Consider the following 13,901-nt stretch of genomic DNA (forward strand, 5'->3'; position numbering starts at 1 on the left):
GTCACCCTCCTGGGTCGAGGCGCAGCACGTCGAGCTTCACCAGCCAGGCCAGCCCCCGATGCAGGCGTGAGGCCCGCGCCGGGGGCAATTCGGCGGAGAGCAGCGCCGCCGGGGCGGGGCCGGCCTCCAGCACCGTGAAGGCCTGGCGCAGGCTGTCCTCGCCGGGCAGCAGGTCGCGCCGCATCGCCACCCCCGCCACCCCGGCCAGCAGCGCCACCCGTGCCATGGCCTGGTCCGCATCGGCGATGCCGGGGGCGAAGCAGAGCCGCGTCTCGGGGGCGAGGCGCCTGGTGGGATAGTCGGCGAAGACCGCGGCCGGGTCGGGCCGGCGCGGCACGCGTTCCTCGCCGCGCAGGGGGGCGGCATGCTCGCCCTGGCCATGCGCGCGGATCTTCGCGAGTTCGTCCCACAGATCGAGGTATTGCCGCACCACGGGCGCCCAGTCGAAGCGTTCCAGCACGCGCAGCCGCCCGGCCTCGCCCATGGCGCGGCGGCGGGTGGGCTCGGCGATCAGGGCGGCGAAGGCGGCTTCCGCCGCGCCGACATCCACCGCCGTGAACTGCGCCGCCGCGGCGATGTAGCTGTCGTAGCTGTCGATGCCCTGTTCGTGCCGCGCGGCGATGTCGGTCATCGGCCCGGCCATCAGGGTCGGGATGCGATAGCCCGTCACGCCATGCTCGATCGTGTCGCGCAGCCCGTCCCAATCCGTCCCCACCACCGGCAGGCCGGCTGCCATCGCCTCGATCGGCGCCAGGCCGAAGGTCTCCTGGATGTTGTCGGAGAGCAGGGTGAAGGCATCCATGGCGGACCAGATCTGCCGCCGGACCTCCGGCTGGCGGCCATCGACGTGATGCACCGGCAGGTTCGGCGCCAGCGCCTTGGCCTGGGCGAGGAAGGCGCCGCGCTGCACATCGTCCGCGAACCAGCCCGAGAGCACCAGATGCACCCGCACCCCCGGCGGTGCGGCGGCGGCGGCGCGCGCCAGGCCCAGGAACATCGGCAGCGGATGCGCCTTGGCATGGAAGGAGAGCCGGCCGTGATGCAGCACCGCGACGTCGCGCGCGCCCAGCCCCAGCCGGCCGCGCCAGGTGGTCCGCGCCGCCCCGTTCGCCGCCAGGAACGGGGCATCCACGCCGAGCGGGATCACCGGCAGCATCGGCCCGGCGAGGCGCGTGGCCCCCAGGCGCTGGCGCAGATAGGCCCCCTCCGCCGCCAGCAGCCTTCCCACCATGCCGCGCACGGCGGCCGAGGTGCAGATCAGCGCGTCCCAGGGCTGGACGGGGGCGGTCAGCAGCTCCGCGATGCTGTCCATCGCGGTCTCGGAGGCGGTGGTGTGGGTCACCCCCACGACGGAGAAGGCCTGCGCCGGGCCGATACGGCGGCGCCGCCAGGCATAGGTGCCGATGTCGGGCCCGGGCAGCATCAGCGTGCCGCATTCCGCCGCGCGGTGCAGTTCCGATTCCAGGAAATGGCCGCAGGGCATGGCGCCGCCGAGGGCGCGTATCTGGGCCGCGAAGGCCGGCGCATCGGCGGGGTTGCGCAGCATCGCCACCATGCGCGCGAAGCCGGCATGGCGCACCAGCCCGCCGAGGAAGCCCTCGCCCGCCGCGTGGCGGCCCATGAGCTTGGGGCGGGAGGTGTCGTAGCCCTCGGGCGCGTAGAGCAGGGCGGCGGTCGGTGCGATCATGGCACGGTTACGCTGGGCGGCGGCGCGGTCGGCGTCAATCGGTGGCGGCGGATACGTTGCCCCTGGCGCCGGCCCGCGCTATCGCCCCGGCATGGATGCCCCGCAGCATGCCCCGCCTTTGGCTGACGGCCCTCTGCCCGCCTACCGCGCCCGCGTCGCGGCCGGCAGCCTCGCCGCCGATCCGGCACAATCCCGCGCGGCCGAGGTGCTGCAGGATCTCTGGCGCCGCACCCGCGGCTACGACCCGCACCCGGAGGAGCCCGAGCAGGGCGGCTTCTTCAGCCGCTTCCTCCGCCGCAAGCCCGTCGCGGCCGAGGAAGCCCCGCCCGGCACACCGATGGGGCTCTATCTGGTGGGCGAGGTCGGGCGCGGCAAATCCATGCTGATGGATTTGTTCTTCGACACGGCCCAGGTCCCGCGCAAGCGACGCATCCACTTCCATCAGTTCATGCAGCAGGTGCATGGGCGCATCCATGCCTGGAAGAAGCAGCACGGCGATACCTCCGACCCCATCCCGCCGCTGGCCGACAGCCTCTCGGCCGAGGCCGCTTTGCTCTGCTTCGACGAGTTCCAGGTGCATGACATCGCCGATGCGATGATCCTGGGAAGGCTGTTCCAGGCGCTCTTCGCCCGCGGCACGGTGGTGGTCGCCACCTCCAACACCGCGCCGGCCGACCTGTTCAAGGGAAGGCCCGGGCGCGACGCCTTCCTGCCCTTCATCCACCTGATCTCGCGGCGGCTGGAGGTGCTGGCGCTGGACGCCGCGCGCGACTACCGGCGCGACCGAATCCGCGCCCTGCCCACCTGGCATGTCCCCGCCGATGCCCGCGCCGAGCAGGCGCTGGACCGCAGCTTCGCCGAACTGACCGGGGAGGCGCATGGCAAGCCGATGCGCCTGACCCTGCTGGGCCGCAGCCTGGAAGTGCCGCAGGCGGCGCGGGGCGTGGCGCGCTTCGATTTCGAGACGCTGTGCGGCAAGCCGCTCGGCCCGGCGGATTACCTGGCGGTGGCCACGCAGTTCCACACCCTGCTGCTGGAGGGCGTGCCGCGCCTGGGGCCTGAGAATTTCGACAAGGCGCGCCGCTTCATCACGCTGGTGGACACGCTCTACGAGCATCGGGTGAAGCTGCTGGCGAGCGCCGAAGCCATCCCCGACCAGCTCTATGAGCGCGGTGACAATGCCGCGATGTTCGCCCGCACCGCCTCCCGCCTGAACGAGATGCAGAGCCAGGATTGGCTGGCCCTGCCGCATCTGCAGTGATGCCTCCGCGCGCCTGCTTGCGCGGCCTCGGTGGCCACAAGAGCCCCGGCGCCGGTTTGAAACAAACTGAAATGCAGCGTTGACAGGTCACGGGCGCTTTCGTCTAACCATCATCGGGGAAGCGATCAGGGCCGGGGGGCCCGCCGTCCGGGCAGGGGCCCGGGGGGTCGTGAAGGGGAAGATGACGCATGCGGTTTGTCCTGCTGGCTGCGCTGATGGCTGCCCTGGTGATGCCGCACCCCGCCGAGGCCGCCCGACGCGATGACCGCCCGCAGGTGAGCCGCAGCGCGCCCGCCGGCACCGTCGGGCGCAGCAGCGCCCCGGCCGCCAGCCGCGCCGCCGCCGCCAAGCCCACGCCGGGCAAGGCCGGCCAGAGCCAGGCGAACACTCGCCAGGCCAATACCCGCGAGGCCGCCGCCCGCCCCGCTGCTTCCCGCCCCGCTGCTTCCCGTCAGGCAGCGCTGCGCCCGGGCGATGTCCGCACCCAGCGCCAGGGCGTCGTGGTGCGCGGCGCCGCCGCCGCCACCCTGCCGCGCGGCCCGGCCGTCGCCACGCGCAATGCCGCCCGCAGCGAGGCCAGTTGCCGCCGCCGCAATGGCCGCACCATCTGCAGCGCGCCGCCGGCGGAGCGCCCGCTCTCCTGGCAGGCGGGCCTGCCGAGCGCGAGCAACGCCCAGCGCGACTGCCCGGCCGGCACGCTCGCCACCCTCGCGCGCGGGCACAACGACATCGTCCGCTGCATGCCGCTGTAAGGTTCAGGGCGCCCTCAGGCGCCTGCGGACCCTACCGCGCCGCCTGGGCCTCCAGCAGCGCCAGCAGCCCCTCCAGCATCTGCGCCGGGCTGGGCGGGCAGCCGGGGATGACGAGGTCCACCGGCAGCACGGGCGCCACGCCACCCGTCACGGCGTAGCTCCCCTTGAAGACGCCGCCATCCACCGCGCAATCGCCGGCGGCGACCACCCAGCAGGGCTCGGGTGTGCATTCGCGGGTGCGCTGCAGGGCCTCGGCCATGTTGCGGCTGACCGGGCCGGTGACCAGCAGCACATCGGCATGGCGGGGGCTGGCGACGAAGCGCAGGCCGAAACGCTCGAGGTCGTAGAGCACGCCGCCCATGGCGTTCACCTCCAGCTCGCAGCCATTGCAGGAGCCCGCATCGACCTCCCGGATCGCGAGGCTGCGACCCAGCCGGGCGCGGGCCGTCGCCTCCAGCCGCGCCGCCAAGGCCGCCACGACATTGTCCGGCGGGTTCGGCACCGCCTCGGTCAGCGGGCGGGCGGTGAGGCGCCGGGCGAGTTTCGGCCAGAGCATGGCGGGGCCTCTCCGTTATGCCGTGCGGGCGGCGCGGAACAATTCCACGCCCTCGGGGTCCTTCACCACCAGCTCGGTGCCCGGCGCCACGCGCTCCAGCAGCCAGCCGAGATCGTCCAGCGCATGGGCGCGGTCGTCATAGCCCCAATGCTCCATCACGCCGCGCGCCGGGCCGGGTTTCACCAGCGTGACGGTGAACAGGCCACTCGCGCCTGCTGCGGCGCCGGCCTTGGTCGGGTACCTGCCACTCATTGTTTTGCGCCCTCAAGCGTCGTGCCCGAGGCACGCCTACGGCGTGACGGGCGCGCGCTCCGCGCGCTTGGCTCGCCGGACTGCCGGCGGGCGCCATTCGGCGCCTCGGCCGTCTGCGACGGCCGCCTGATCCGCCGATCCTCCCCGCGTTTCAAAGATCGACTCCGCTGTAGGAACAGTTGAACGACTTATTGCAGAGCGGGAAATCGGCCACGATGTTGCCCTCGATGGCCGCTTCCAGCAGCGGCCATTGCAGCCAGGAGGGGTCGCGCGGGAAGACGGCGCGGATCAGCCCGCCATCATCCAGCGCCATCCAGGTCAGGATTTCGCCCCGGAACCCCTCCACCGCCGCGATCCCCTCGCCGCCGCGCGAGGGCAGGGGGGCGTGGATCTCGCCCTCCGGCAGGCTGGCCAGCAGGTTGCGCAGCAGGGCGATGGACTGGCGCAGCTCGCCCACCCGGATCCGCACCCGCGCATCGACATCGCCTTCGGCCAGCACGGGCACGTCGAAGGCCAGGTCGGGGTAGGGCGCGTGCGGCAACGCCCTTCGCGCGTCGAAACCCCGGCCCGAGGCCCTGCCAACGAAGCCCCCGGCGGCGAAGCGCGCCGCGAGTTCGGGCCGGAGCTGGCCGGTGCCGATCACGCGGTCCTGCAGGCTGGCATGGTCCTCATAGATGCGGATCAGGTCCGGCAACTCGGCCTCAACCGCCGCCACGGCGTGCAGCAGCGGCGCCGCGCCGCCGGGCGCGAGATCGAGGGCGATGCCGCCGGGGATCACGCGGTCCATCATCAGCCGGTGCCCGAAGGCCAGGGCGGAGGCGCGCTGCACGCCCTCCCGCAGCATGCCCAGCCGGGCATGGGGCCAGGCGAAGGCGGCGTCGTTGCAGATGAAGCCCCAATCGCCGAGGTGGTTGGCGATGCGCTCCTGCTCCAGCATCACCGCACGCAGCGCGGCGGCGCGGGGCGGGGCGGTCGCGCCCGTCGCGGCCTCGGCGGCCAGGGCGAAGGCGAGCGAATGCGCCACGGTGCTGTCGCCCGAGATCCGCGCGGCGAAGCGCGCCGCGCTGCGCGGCGACTTGCCCTGCATCAGCGCCAGCGTGCCCTTATGCGTATAGCCGAGCCGCTGTTCGAGCCGCACCACCATCTCGCCCTGCACGGTGAAGCGGAAATGCCCCGGCTCGATGACGCCGGCATGAACCGGCCCGACCGCGATCTGGTGCCAGCCCTCGCCCTCGATGGGCAGGAAGCTCGGCGCCGGCGCGGCGTGGCTGCGGCTGAGCGGGCGGGGCGCCATCGGCGTGGTGACAGCCCAGGCGCCGTGCTCGAGCCAGGGGCGAAGGTCGAGCCCGCCCTCCGCGGTGAGGCCCCAGAGGTCGCGGATCATGCGTTCGAAGCGCACCGCGCCGGGCCGCGCCGGGGATAGGGCGGGGTAGCGCCCCTCGATGGCGGGGCAGGAGGCGAGGATCAGCCCGCCCGCCGCCTCATCGAGGAAGGCGGCATGCACGAAGCCGGGCTCGGCCCAGAGGGAGAGAAGGGCGAGGGTGGGTTCCGCCAGCAGCGCCTCGGGCAGGGCAGCGAAGTCCTGCGGCGTAAGCAGGTAGCGCTCGAAGGGCCGCGCGCCCTGGGCCTGCCCGCGCCGGATCCAGGAAGAGGCCGCGCTCATGCCAGTATCCCCGCGCCGTCGCGCAGCAGCGCGGCGAAGAAGCCCGGCAGGGCGAGCGCCAGCACCGCCGCCAGCACCAGATGCAGCCAGATCGGAACGCTGGCCCAGCCCAGCCCGCCCGGCAGGGTGAAGGCGCCCGCCACCGGCCGGTCCGGCGTGGGCGGGCCGAGGCAGAGCGCCTGCAAGGCCTTCACCAGCGCCGCCGCCGCCGTCAGCAGCCCGAGCCCGAGCGGGAGGATCAGCCAGGGGTTGCGCGCGGCGGCCTCGCTGACCAGCCGGAATTCCGAGGCGAAGAGCGCGAAGGGCGGCATGCCCGCCAGCGCCGCGATGCCGAGCGCCAGCCCCCAGCCCAGCGCCGGGTGGGAGGCCGCGAGCCCGCCGATATCCGCCACCTTCTGGCTGCCCTTGATCTGGCTGGCCGCACCCACGCCGAAGAACACCGCGCTCTTCACCAGGGAATGGCCGAGCAGGTGGATCAGCCCGGCGAGGCTCGCCACCGCGCCCCCGAGCCCGAAGGCGAAGGCGGCGAGGCCCATATGCTCGATGCTGCTCCAGGCAAACAGCCGCCGCGCATCCCGCCGCCGCCACAGCGCGAGGGCGGCGAGCAGCAGCGAGGCCAGACCGAGCCCCATCAGGAAGGGCCCCGGCGCCAGCGCGCCCGGATGCGCGCTCACGATCGTCTTGGCCCGCAGCACCGCGAGCAGCGCGGCATTCAGCAGCAGGCCCGAGAGCACGGCGCAGATCGGCAGCGGGCCCTCGGCCTCGGCATCCGGCAGCCAGGCATGCAGCGGCACGAGGCCCGCCTTGGTGCCATAGCCCACCAGCAGGAAGACGAAGGCGAGCGAGAGCAGCCCCGGATCGCAGCGCGAAGCCACCGCCCGCAGCGCCGCCCAGGAGAGCCCCGGATCGCCGCCCCCGATCACCGGCTGCGCCGCCAGATACAGCAGGATCGTGCCGAACAGGGCGAGGGCGATGCCCACGCCGCAGAGGATGAAGAACTTCCACGCCGCCTCCACCGCCGCCGGCGAGCCGTGGATGGCCACGATCAGCACGGAGGCGAGGGTCGCGATCTCGATCGCCACCCACATCACGCCGAGATTGTCGGACACCAGCGCCAGGAATTGCGCGCCCATGAAGATCTGGAAGGCGGCGTGATAGGCGCGCGCCCGCAGCGCATCGAAGCGCTCGGCCGCGACGGTGGCGGCGGAGAAGATCGCGGTGGTCAGGCCGATCAGCGCCGAGACGACGACCAGCGGCAGGTTCAGCGCATCGATGCGCGTCCAGCCCTGCTCGCCAACTGGGTGGCCGAGCAGGTTGAGCGCGATGAGCAGCGAGACGGCGGAGACGGCGATATTCGCCATCGGCGCCAGGCGGCCCTGCGGCGGCAGCGCGGCCAACAGCAGCGCACAGGCCCAGGGGAAGAACACCAGGATCCACGGCAGCGGCATCATTCTTGCGCCCTCAAGCGCCGGGCGCCCGCTCCGCGGGCTTGGCTCGCCGCACTTGCGGCGGCGGCCATTCGGCCGCTCAAGCCGCGCGAAGAGCGCGGCTTGCCAGGGCAGAGGAACCGCTGACCTCGGCTCATGGATCGCTCCCCTCGCCCCGGCGCCGGTCGAGATCGGCGGTGTCGAGCGATTCCAGGCTGCCGCGGATCTGCACCACCACCACGCCCGCCACCAGTGCCACCATCAGCACCAGCGCGGCGGTGGAAAGCTCGACCACCAGCGGCATCCCCGCCACGCCGATCGCGGCCAGGATCAGGCCGTTCTCCAGGCTCAGCAGGCCGATCACCTGGCTCAGCGCGTTGCGCCGCGTGATCATCATCAACATGCCCAGCAGCACGACGGAGAGCGCCAGCGCTAGGTTCTCGCGCGTCAGCGCCTGCGCCTGCCCCGCCGTGATCGGCAGCACCACCAGCACCGAGAGCCCCACCAGCGCGATGGCGGCGAGCAGCGAGGCACCGATGCCCAGCGCGGCCTCGACGCTGCGATGGATGCCAAGCCGCGCCACCAGCAGCCGCAGCGCGAAGGGGATCAGCACGGCCTTGGCGAGGAAGGCGATGGCCGCCGTGACATAGAGCCCCGCATGGCCCTGCACATATCCTTGCCAGGCCGCGGCGAGGGCCAGCAGCGCGCCCTGCACCGCGAAGGCGTTGATCACCGCCCCGATCCGCCGCTGGTAGAGCAGCACCAGCGAGAGCAGCAGCACGCCCCCGCCGAGCACATGCGCGACGTCGTAGGGGAGATTGCCGAAGGGCGTCATCTTTTATGTGCCCTCAAACGGCGGGCGGCGGCATCCGCCGCCTTGCCTTCGCCGCACAAGCGGCGGGCGCGTCGCGGCAGTGCCGCGACCGGGCGCTCGGCGCGCGGTGCGCGCCGCATCATGCCAGCCTCGTCGAGACGAAGAGCAGGATCGCCCCGAGCAACCCCAGCAGCAGCGCCGCGCCCAGGAATTCCGGCACGCGGAAGACGCGCATCTTGGCGATGGCGCTCTCGAAGAAGGCCAGGGCGAAGCACAGCACCGCCATCTTCGCCCCCCAGGCCAGCAGCCCGATCACCCAGCCGACCGGCGCGAAGCCCGAAGGCGCCGTGCCGAACGGAAAGAAAATCGCCGCCAGCAGGGAGAGCCACAGCGTCAGCCGCAGCGCCGAACTCGCCTCCCACAGCGCCAGGTGCCGGCCCGAGGCCTCGAGGATCATCGCCTCATGCACCATGGTGAGCTCGAGATGCGTGGCCGGATTGTCCACCGGGATGCGCGCATTCTCGGCCAGGGCCACCGCCAGCAGCGCGATCAGCGACAGGCCCAGCGACACACGCAGGCCGAGCGTGCCTTCCTGCATCGCGCCGCCCAGCCCCTCCAGCCCCGTGGTGCCGGCGAGGATGGCGAGGCTCAGCACCGCCAGCAGCAGCGCCGGCTCCGCCAGCGCCGCGAAGGACATCTCCCGGGCCGCGCCCAGCCCGCCGAAGGCCGTGCCGACATCGAGGCCGGCCAGCGCCAGCGCCACCCGGCCCAGGGCGAGCAGCCCCGCCAGCAGAATCAGGTCGGCGAGCGGGGCGAAGGCCATGCCGCGCGTGAAGCTCGGCACCAGCGCGATGGCCGCCAGCGCGGCGGCGAAGCCCAGATAGGGCGCGACGCGGCTGATCGCCGAGGCGTTCTCCGCCAGCACCGGGCGCTTCTTCAGCAGCTTCAGCAGGTCCCGCAGCGGCTGCAGGGGCGAGGCCCCGCGCCGGCCCATCAGCCGCGCCTTGAACCAGCGGATACCCCCCACCACCAGCGGCGCGGCCAGCAGCATCAGCGCCACATGAAGCGCCTGCGTCAGCAGGCCAGCGATGAAGGTCAACGCCCGCCCTCCAGCCAGGCGACCAGCGCCAGCAGCCCGACCAGCGCGCCGAAGGGCAGCATCAGCGCCTGGCGGATGGAGAGGTCGCGCAGCCGGTCCGCGAAGGCCGCCACCGCATCGCGTGCGCGCCCCAGCGGCGTGATCAGCCAGGGCAGGCTCGGGTCGCGGAAGCTGGCGCTGAGCGAGGCCGGGCCGGGATCGCCCGGCGGCGGCATCACCGCCGATTCCTGCGCGCCGAGGATCGAACTGCCGAGCATGCGCCGCAGCGGCTGGCCGAGACCCGCCGCCGAGGGCTGGGTCAGCGGGTCGCCGAAGGGCAGGTGTGGCGGCGCCGCGGCGAAGCCGCAATCCCAGGCCGGCCCGCGGGCGATGCCGGACGGCGCGCGGGCGCGCACCACCCGCCAGGTCGCCAGCCCCGCCAGCGCCAGCAGGGCGGCGATGCCGAGCGGCGCATAGCTCGCCGCGCCATCGCCCACGCCAAGCCCCAGCAGCCCGGCGCGGCTGTCCATGTCGTTGCCGCTCAGCAGGCGCAGCGCCTCGCCCGCGAGCCCCAGCATCACGCCCGGCAGCAGGCCGAGCAGCAGCGTCAGCCCCGCCGGCAGCAGCAAGGCGAGCCGCGCCGCGCCCGGGGTCTCCTGCGCGCCCGCGGTGCGCGGCGTGCGCGGCCGGCCGAGGAAGATCATGCCGTAGAGTCGCACCATCGCCGCCGCGCCCAGCGCCGCGGCGAGTGCGGCCAGCGCCGCGACCGCCACGGCCAACAATTGGAAGGTCAGGTCGCCGATCCGCCACGCCGCGAGCAGCGCCTGCAGCAGCAGCCACTCGCCCGCGAAGCCCGAGAGCGGCGGCAGGCTCGCCGCCGCCGCGGCCGCCAGCAGCACGGCGCCGGCCGTCCAGGGCATCGGCCCGATCAGCCCGCCCAGGCTGTCCAGGCGCCGCGCGCCCGCGCCGTGCAGCACCTCCCCCATGCCGAGGAACAGGCCGGTCTTGAACAGCCCATGCGCCAGGGCGTGCAGCAGCGCCGCCCCCGCGGCGAGGGCGGCCAGCGCGCCGAGATCGGCGGCACGGAAACAGGCGGCCAGCCCCAGGCCGATGGCGATCAGCCCGATATTCTCGATGGTCGAGCAGGCCAGCAGGGTCTTGCCGTCCTCCTCCAGATTCGCGCGCAGCGCACCCAGCACGGCGGAAGCCGCGCCCAGCACCAGCAGCGGCACGCCCCACCACAGCGGCTGCGCCGGCCCGGCGAGGTCCAGCAGCAGCCGCGCCAGCACATAGAGCGCGACCTTGGTCATCGCCCCCGACATCAGCGCCGAGACATGGCTGGGCGCGGCCGGATGGGCCAGCGGCAGCCAGGCATGGAGCGGCACCAGCCCCGCCTTGGAGCCCGCGCCGGCCACCACCAGCGCCAGGATCAGCCCCGCGCGCAGCCCCTCGGGCGGGTTTTGCCGCATGGCAGCGAAGGCGAGGTCGCCCGCGCCGCCGGCCAGCAGCCCGATGGCCGGAACGAGGCAGGCCCCGGCCAGGGCCGCGAAGACCAGATAGAGCCGCGCGGCGCGGCGGTTCTCGGCCTTGTCGTGCTCCGCCGCCACCAGGGCCCAGGAGGCGAGCGACATCAGCTCGAAGCCGAAGATCAGGGTGAAGCCATCCGCCGCCAGCAGGGTCAGCGCCATGCCGGCCAGGAAGAGGGGGTAGGCCGCCAGCACCCGCGCCGGCGAGGCGTTGTAGTGCCCCAGCGCGAAAAGCGCCGAACAGGCGCCGGCAAGGCCCAGCAGCAGGAGGAACCAGGCCGAGAGCCCATCGAGCGCGAGCAGCATCGGCGCGAAGGCCGGCCCCACCGGCAGCGCCTGCGGTCCCGCCCCGCCCGCGACCAGCCCCACCAGCCCCGCGCCCGCGAAGACCAGGCAGGCAAGCAGCGACCCGCCATGCACCACGGCCCCGCCCAGCCGCAGCCCCGCCAGCGGCACGGCCGCCAGCGCCAGCAGGCCGAGCAGGGTCAGGGCGAGCAGGGTCAACACGGCGGCGAGTCTAGCAGCCCAGGCCCCGCGTAGAAGGGGCTTCGGCCAATCATGGACGCTTCCCAACCTTCGCGCGCGCGGCTAGACGAGCGGCCTCCGGCGCGGGTCCGCGCCGGCTTCAGCTTTTCCGGGGAAGCGCCGAGGCCCGATGGCCCCCTTGCTCGCCTTCAGCCGTGGCGTGGACGCCATGAACGCCGCCTTCGGCCGCATCGCGGACTGGATGGTGCTGCTCGCCTGCATCGTCAGCGCGGGCAACGCCTTCCTGCGCTACGGTTTCTCCCAGGGCTCGAATGCCTGGCTGGAGGCGCAATGGTATCTCTTCGCCGGCATCGTCATGCTGGGGGCGAGCTACACGCTGTGCCGCAACGAACATGTGCGGGTGGACCTGATCTATGGCTGGATCGGCGAGCGCACGCGCATCTGGGTGGATGTGGTCGGCATCGCGCTGTTCCTGCTGCCGGCCATGGCGCTGCTGGCCTGGATGACCTGGCCCTTCTTTGTCGAAAGCTTCATCCGCGACGAGACGTCCTCCTCGCCCGGCGGGCTGCTGCGCTGGCCGGTGAAGTTCCTGCTGCCGCTGGGCTTCCTGCTGATGACGGTGCAGGGCCTGTCCGAGCTGATCAAGCGCATCGCCATGCTGCGCGGCATCGAATTGCCGCCGGGGCGCCTGCACGCCAGCTATGCGAGGCCGGATCAGTGAAGGCAGTGCAGCCACCCCAACCTGCTCCCGGCCGCCAAGGGCGGCCCGCGCACAGCGCAGCTTCCTGCCCCGCCGCCACAGCGCGTAGGCGCGAAGGCAAGCCGGCGGATGCCGGCGCCCGCCGTTTGAGGGCTCCCCTATCCGGCCGCCAAGGGCGGCCCGCGCACAGCGCACCCGCATGGCCCGTCGCCACAGCGCGTCGGCGCGCAAGGCAAGCCCGCGGAGCGGGCGCCCGCCGCTTGAGGGCAAACTAATGCTCTTCGGCATCCCGCATGAGGACATCATGCCGCCGCTGATGTTCGGCGGGCTGATCGTCTTCCTCCTGATCGGCTTCCCGGCCGCCTTCTCGCTGGCGGCGGTGGGGCTGTTCTTCGGCTTCATCTCGATCGAGCTGGGCTTCTTCCCGGAAGCCTGGATGTTCAACCTGCCGTTGCGGGTCTTCAACATCCTCTCCAACGACCTGCTGCTGGCGATCCCCTTCTTCACGCTGATGGGCGCCATCCTGGAACGCTGCGGCCTGGCGGAGGACCTGCTGGAGGGCACCGGCCAGATCTTCGGCAAGGTGCCGGGCGGGCTCGCTTATGCGGTGATCATCGTCGGCGCGATCCTCGGCGCCATCACCGGCACGGTGGCGGCCAGCGTGATCGCCATGGGCATGATCTCCCTGCCCATCATGATGCGCACGGGCTACGACATGCGCATCGCCACCGGCGTGATCGCGGCCTCCGGCACCATCACGCAGGTGATCCCGCCCTCCTTGGTCCTGATCGTGCTGGGCGACCAGCTCGGCCAGTCGGTGGGCGACATGTATGCCGGCGCCATCGGGCCCTCCTTCCTGCAATTGGCGCTGTTCATCGCCTTCATCGCGCTGGTCAGCATCTTCGCCCCCCACAAGGTCCCCCCCCTGCCGGACGACCTGCTGGAACCCCGCACCTGGCGGCTGTGGTGGCGCGTGCTGCGCGGCATGGTGCCTTCCATCGTGCTGATCTTCATGGTGCTGGGCACGATCTTCATGGGCCTCGCCACGCCGACGGAAGCGGGCGCCATGGGCGTGGTCGGCGCCGTCGTCCTGGCGGCGATCAACCGGCGGCTGAGCTGGAAGCTGGTGCGCGAGGCGATGGGCACGACCATGCGCCTGACCGCGATGGTCATCTTCATCCTGATCGGCGCGACGGTCTTCTCGCTGGTCTTCCAGGGCGTGGATGGCGGCATCTGGATCGAGCATCTGCTGGCCATGCTGCCGGGCGGTCAGACCGGCTTCCTGATCTTCGTCAACGTCTTCATCTTCTTCCTGGCCTTCTTCCTCGACTTCTTCGAGATCGCCTTCATCGTCATCCCGCTGCTCGCACCGGTGGCGAAGAACCTCGGCATCGACCTCGTGTGGTTCGGGGTGCTCATCTGCATCAACCTGCAGACCAGCTTCATGCATCCGCCCTTCGGCTTCGCGCTGTTCTACCTGCGCGGCATCGCGCCCAAGACGGTGCTGACGCGCGACATTTATCTCGGCGCGATTCCCTGGCTCGGCCTGCAGCTGATTCTGGTGGCCATCGTCATCTTCTGGCCGGAGAGTGTGACCTATTGGCTAGATCGCGGCCCGAAGGTGGATCCCTCCACGGTCGTCATCGACCTGCCACCGCCGCAGATCCCCGACGTGCCGATCATGCCGAGCTTCCAGTGA

Annotated in this window: 12 protein-coding genes; 4 read left to right on the forward strand and 8 right to left on the reverse strand. The window is 72.6% G+C overall.

The genetic code is table 11. From position 1 onward, the window contains the following. Window position 1 precedes the first annotated feature (1 nt). Window positions 2-1,687 carry a glycosyltransferase family 4 protein gene (locus AC2D9U_RS09270; RefSeq protein WP_484748188.1) on the reverse strand — a complete coding sequence of 562 codons (1,686 nt, stop codon included), beginning with the start codon at window positions 1,685-1,687 and terminating at the stop codon, window positions 2-4. A gap of 91 nt (window positions 1,688-1,778) precedes the next feature. Between AC2D9U_RS09270 and zapE the strand changes: the two genes are divergently transcribed. Further along, window positions 1,779-2,948 (forward strand): cell division protein ZapE, encoded by a 1,170-nt coding sequence (zapE, locus tag AC2D9U_RS09275; protein WP_484748189.1) that lies wholly within the window; start codon window positions 1,779-1,781, stop codon window positions 2,946-2,948. A gap of 188 nt (window positions 2,949-3,136) precedes the next feature. Next, window positions 3,137-3,700, forward strand: coding sequence for a hypothetical protein (locus AC2D9U_RS09280; protein ID WP_484748190.1), 564 nt, complete (start codon window positions 3,137-3,139; stop codon window positions 3,698-3,700). 31 nt (window positions 3,701-3,731) lie between these two features. On the opposite strand, the gene AC2D9U_RS09285 is transcribed toward AC2D9U_RS09280, so the two are convergent. From AC2D9U_RS09285 to AC2D9U_RS09315, 7 genes are all read right to left on the reverse strand, one after another. Next, window positions 3,732-4,256, reverse strand: coding sequence for an NADH-quinone oxidoreductase subunit B family protein (locus tag AC2D9U_RS09285; RefSeq protein WP_484748191.1), 525 nt, complete (start codon window positions 4,254-4,256; stop codon window positions 3,732-3,734). Between the two features lie 15 nt (window positions 4,257-4,271). Continuing rightward, entirely contained in the window at window positions 4,272-4,508 is a 237-nt protein-coding gene (locus AC2D9U_RS09290; RefSeq protein ID WP_484748192.1) for a hypothetical protein, read from the reverse strand. 151 nt (window positions 4,509-4,659) lie between these two features. Further along, complete coding sequence (locus tag AC2D9U_RS09295) at window positions 4,660-6,171, reverse strand: hydrogenase large subunit (RefSeq protein ID WP_484748193.1); 1,512 nt, start codon at window positions 6,169-6,171, stop codon at window positions 4,660-4,662. Continuing rightward, entirely contained in the window at window positions 6,168-7,622 is a 1,455-nt protein-coding gene (locus AC2D9U_RS09300; protein WP_484748194.1) for a hydrogenase 4 subunit F, read from the reverse strand. Before AC2D9U_RS09300 ends, AC2D9U_RS09295 begins: the two co-directional genes overlap by 4 nt. Before the next feature lie 130 nt (window positions 7,623-7,752). Then, window positions 7,753-8,433, reverse strand: a complete 681-nt coding sequence (locus AC2D9U_RS09305) for a hydrogenase-4 component E (protein WP_484748195.1) — start codon at window positions 8,431-8,433, stop codon at window positions 7,753-7,755. A 118-nt stretch (window positions 8,434-8,551) separates the two neighbouring features. Next, entirely contained in the window at window positions 8,552-9,511 is a 960-nt protein-coding gene (locus AC2D9U_RS09310) for a respiratory chain complex I subunit 1 family protein (protein WP_484748196.1), read from the reverse strand. Further along, window positions 9,508-11,520 carry a proton-conducting transporter transmembrane domain-containing protein gene (locus AC2D9U_RS09315; protein ID WP_484748197.1) on the reverse strand — a complete coding sequence of 671 codons (2,013 nt, stop codon included), beginning with the start codon at window positions 11,518-11,520 and terminating at the stop codon, window positions 9,508-9,510. The genes AC2D9U_RS09310 and AC2D9U_RS09315 overlap by 4 nt, the downstream gene beginning before the upstream one ends. Window positions 11,521-11,671: 151 nt before the next feature. On the opposite strand from AC2D9U_RS09315, the gene AC2D9U_RS09320 reads away from it, so the two are divergent. Further along, window positions 11,672-12,223: a TRAP transporter small permease subunit gene (locus tag AC2D9U_RS09320; RefSeq protein ID WP_484748198.1), complete on the forward strand. Its 552-nt coding sequence runs from the start codon at window positions 11,672-11,674 to the stop codon at window positions 12,221-12,223. A gap of 253 nt (window positions 12,224-12,476) precedes the next feature. Then, window positions 12,477-13,901, forward strand: a complete 1,425-nt coding sequence (locus AC2D9U_RS09325; RefSeq protein WP_484748199.1) for a TRAP transporter large permease — start codon at window positions 12,477-12,479, stop codon at window positions 13,899-13,901.

This window comes from Roseomonas sp. TF40, from assembly GCF_057219975.1.

Coding starts and splice junctions, on each gene's coding strand:
- AC2D9U_RS09270 (WP_484748188.1), bottom strand. CDS start 1,687: ATGATCGCACCGACCGCCGCCCTGCTCTACGCGCCCGAGGGCTACGAC.
- zapE (WP_484748189.1), top strand. CDS start 1,779: ATGGATGCCCCGCAGCATGCCCCGCCTTTGGCTGACGGCCCTCTGCCC.
- AC2D9U_RS09280 (WP_484748190.1), top strand. CDS start 3,137: ATGCGGTTTGTCCTGCTGGCTGCGCTGATGGCTGCCCTGGTGATGCCG.
- AC2D9U_RS09285 (WP_484748191.1), bottom strand. CDS start 4,256: ATGCTCTGGCCGAAACTCGCCCGGCGCCTCACCGCCCGCCCGCTGACC.
- AC2D9U_RS09290 (WP_484748192.1), bottom strand. CDS start 4,508: ATGAGTGGCAGGTACCCGACCAAGGCCGGCGCCGCAGCAGGCGCGAGT.
- AC2D9U_RS09295 (WP_484748193.1), bottom strand. CDS start 6,171: ATGAGCGCGGCCTCTTCCTGGATCCGGCGCGGGCAGGCCCAGGGCGCG.
- AC2D9U_RS09300 (WP_484748194.1), bottom strand. CDS start 7,622: ATGATGCCGCTGCCGTGGATCCTGGTGTTCTTCCCCTGGGCCTGTGCG.
- AC2D9U_RS09305 (WP_484748195.1), bottom strand. CDS start 8,433: ATGACGCCCTTCGGCAATCTCCCCTACGACGTCGCGCATGTGCTCGGC.
- AC2D9U_RS09320 (WP_484748198.1), top strand. CDS start 11,672: ATGGCCCCCTTGCTCGCCTTCAGCCGTGGCGTGGACGCCATGAACGCC.
- AC2D9U_RS09325 (WP_484748199.1), top strand. CDS start 12,477: ATGCTCTTCGGCATCCCGCATGAGGACATCATGCCGCCGCTGATGTTC.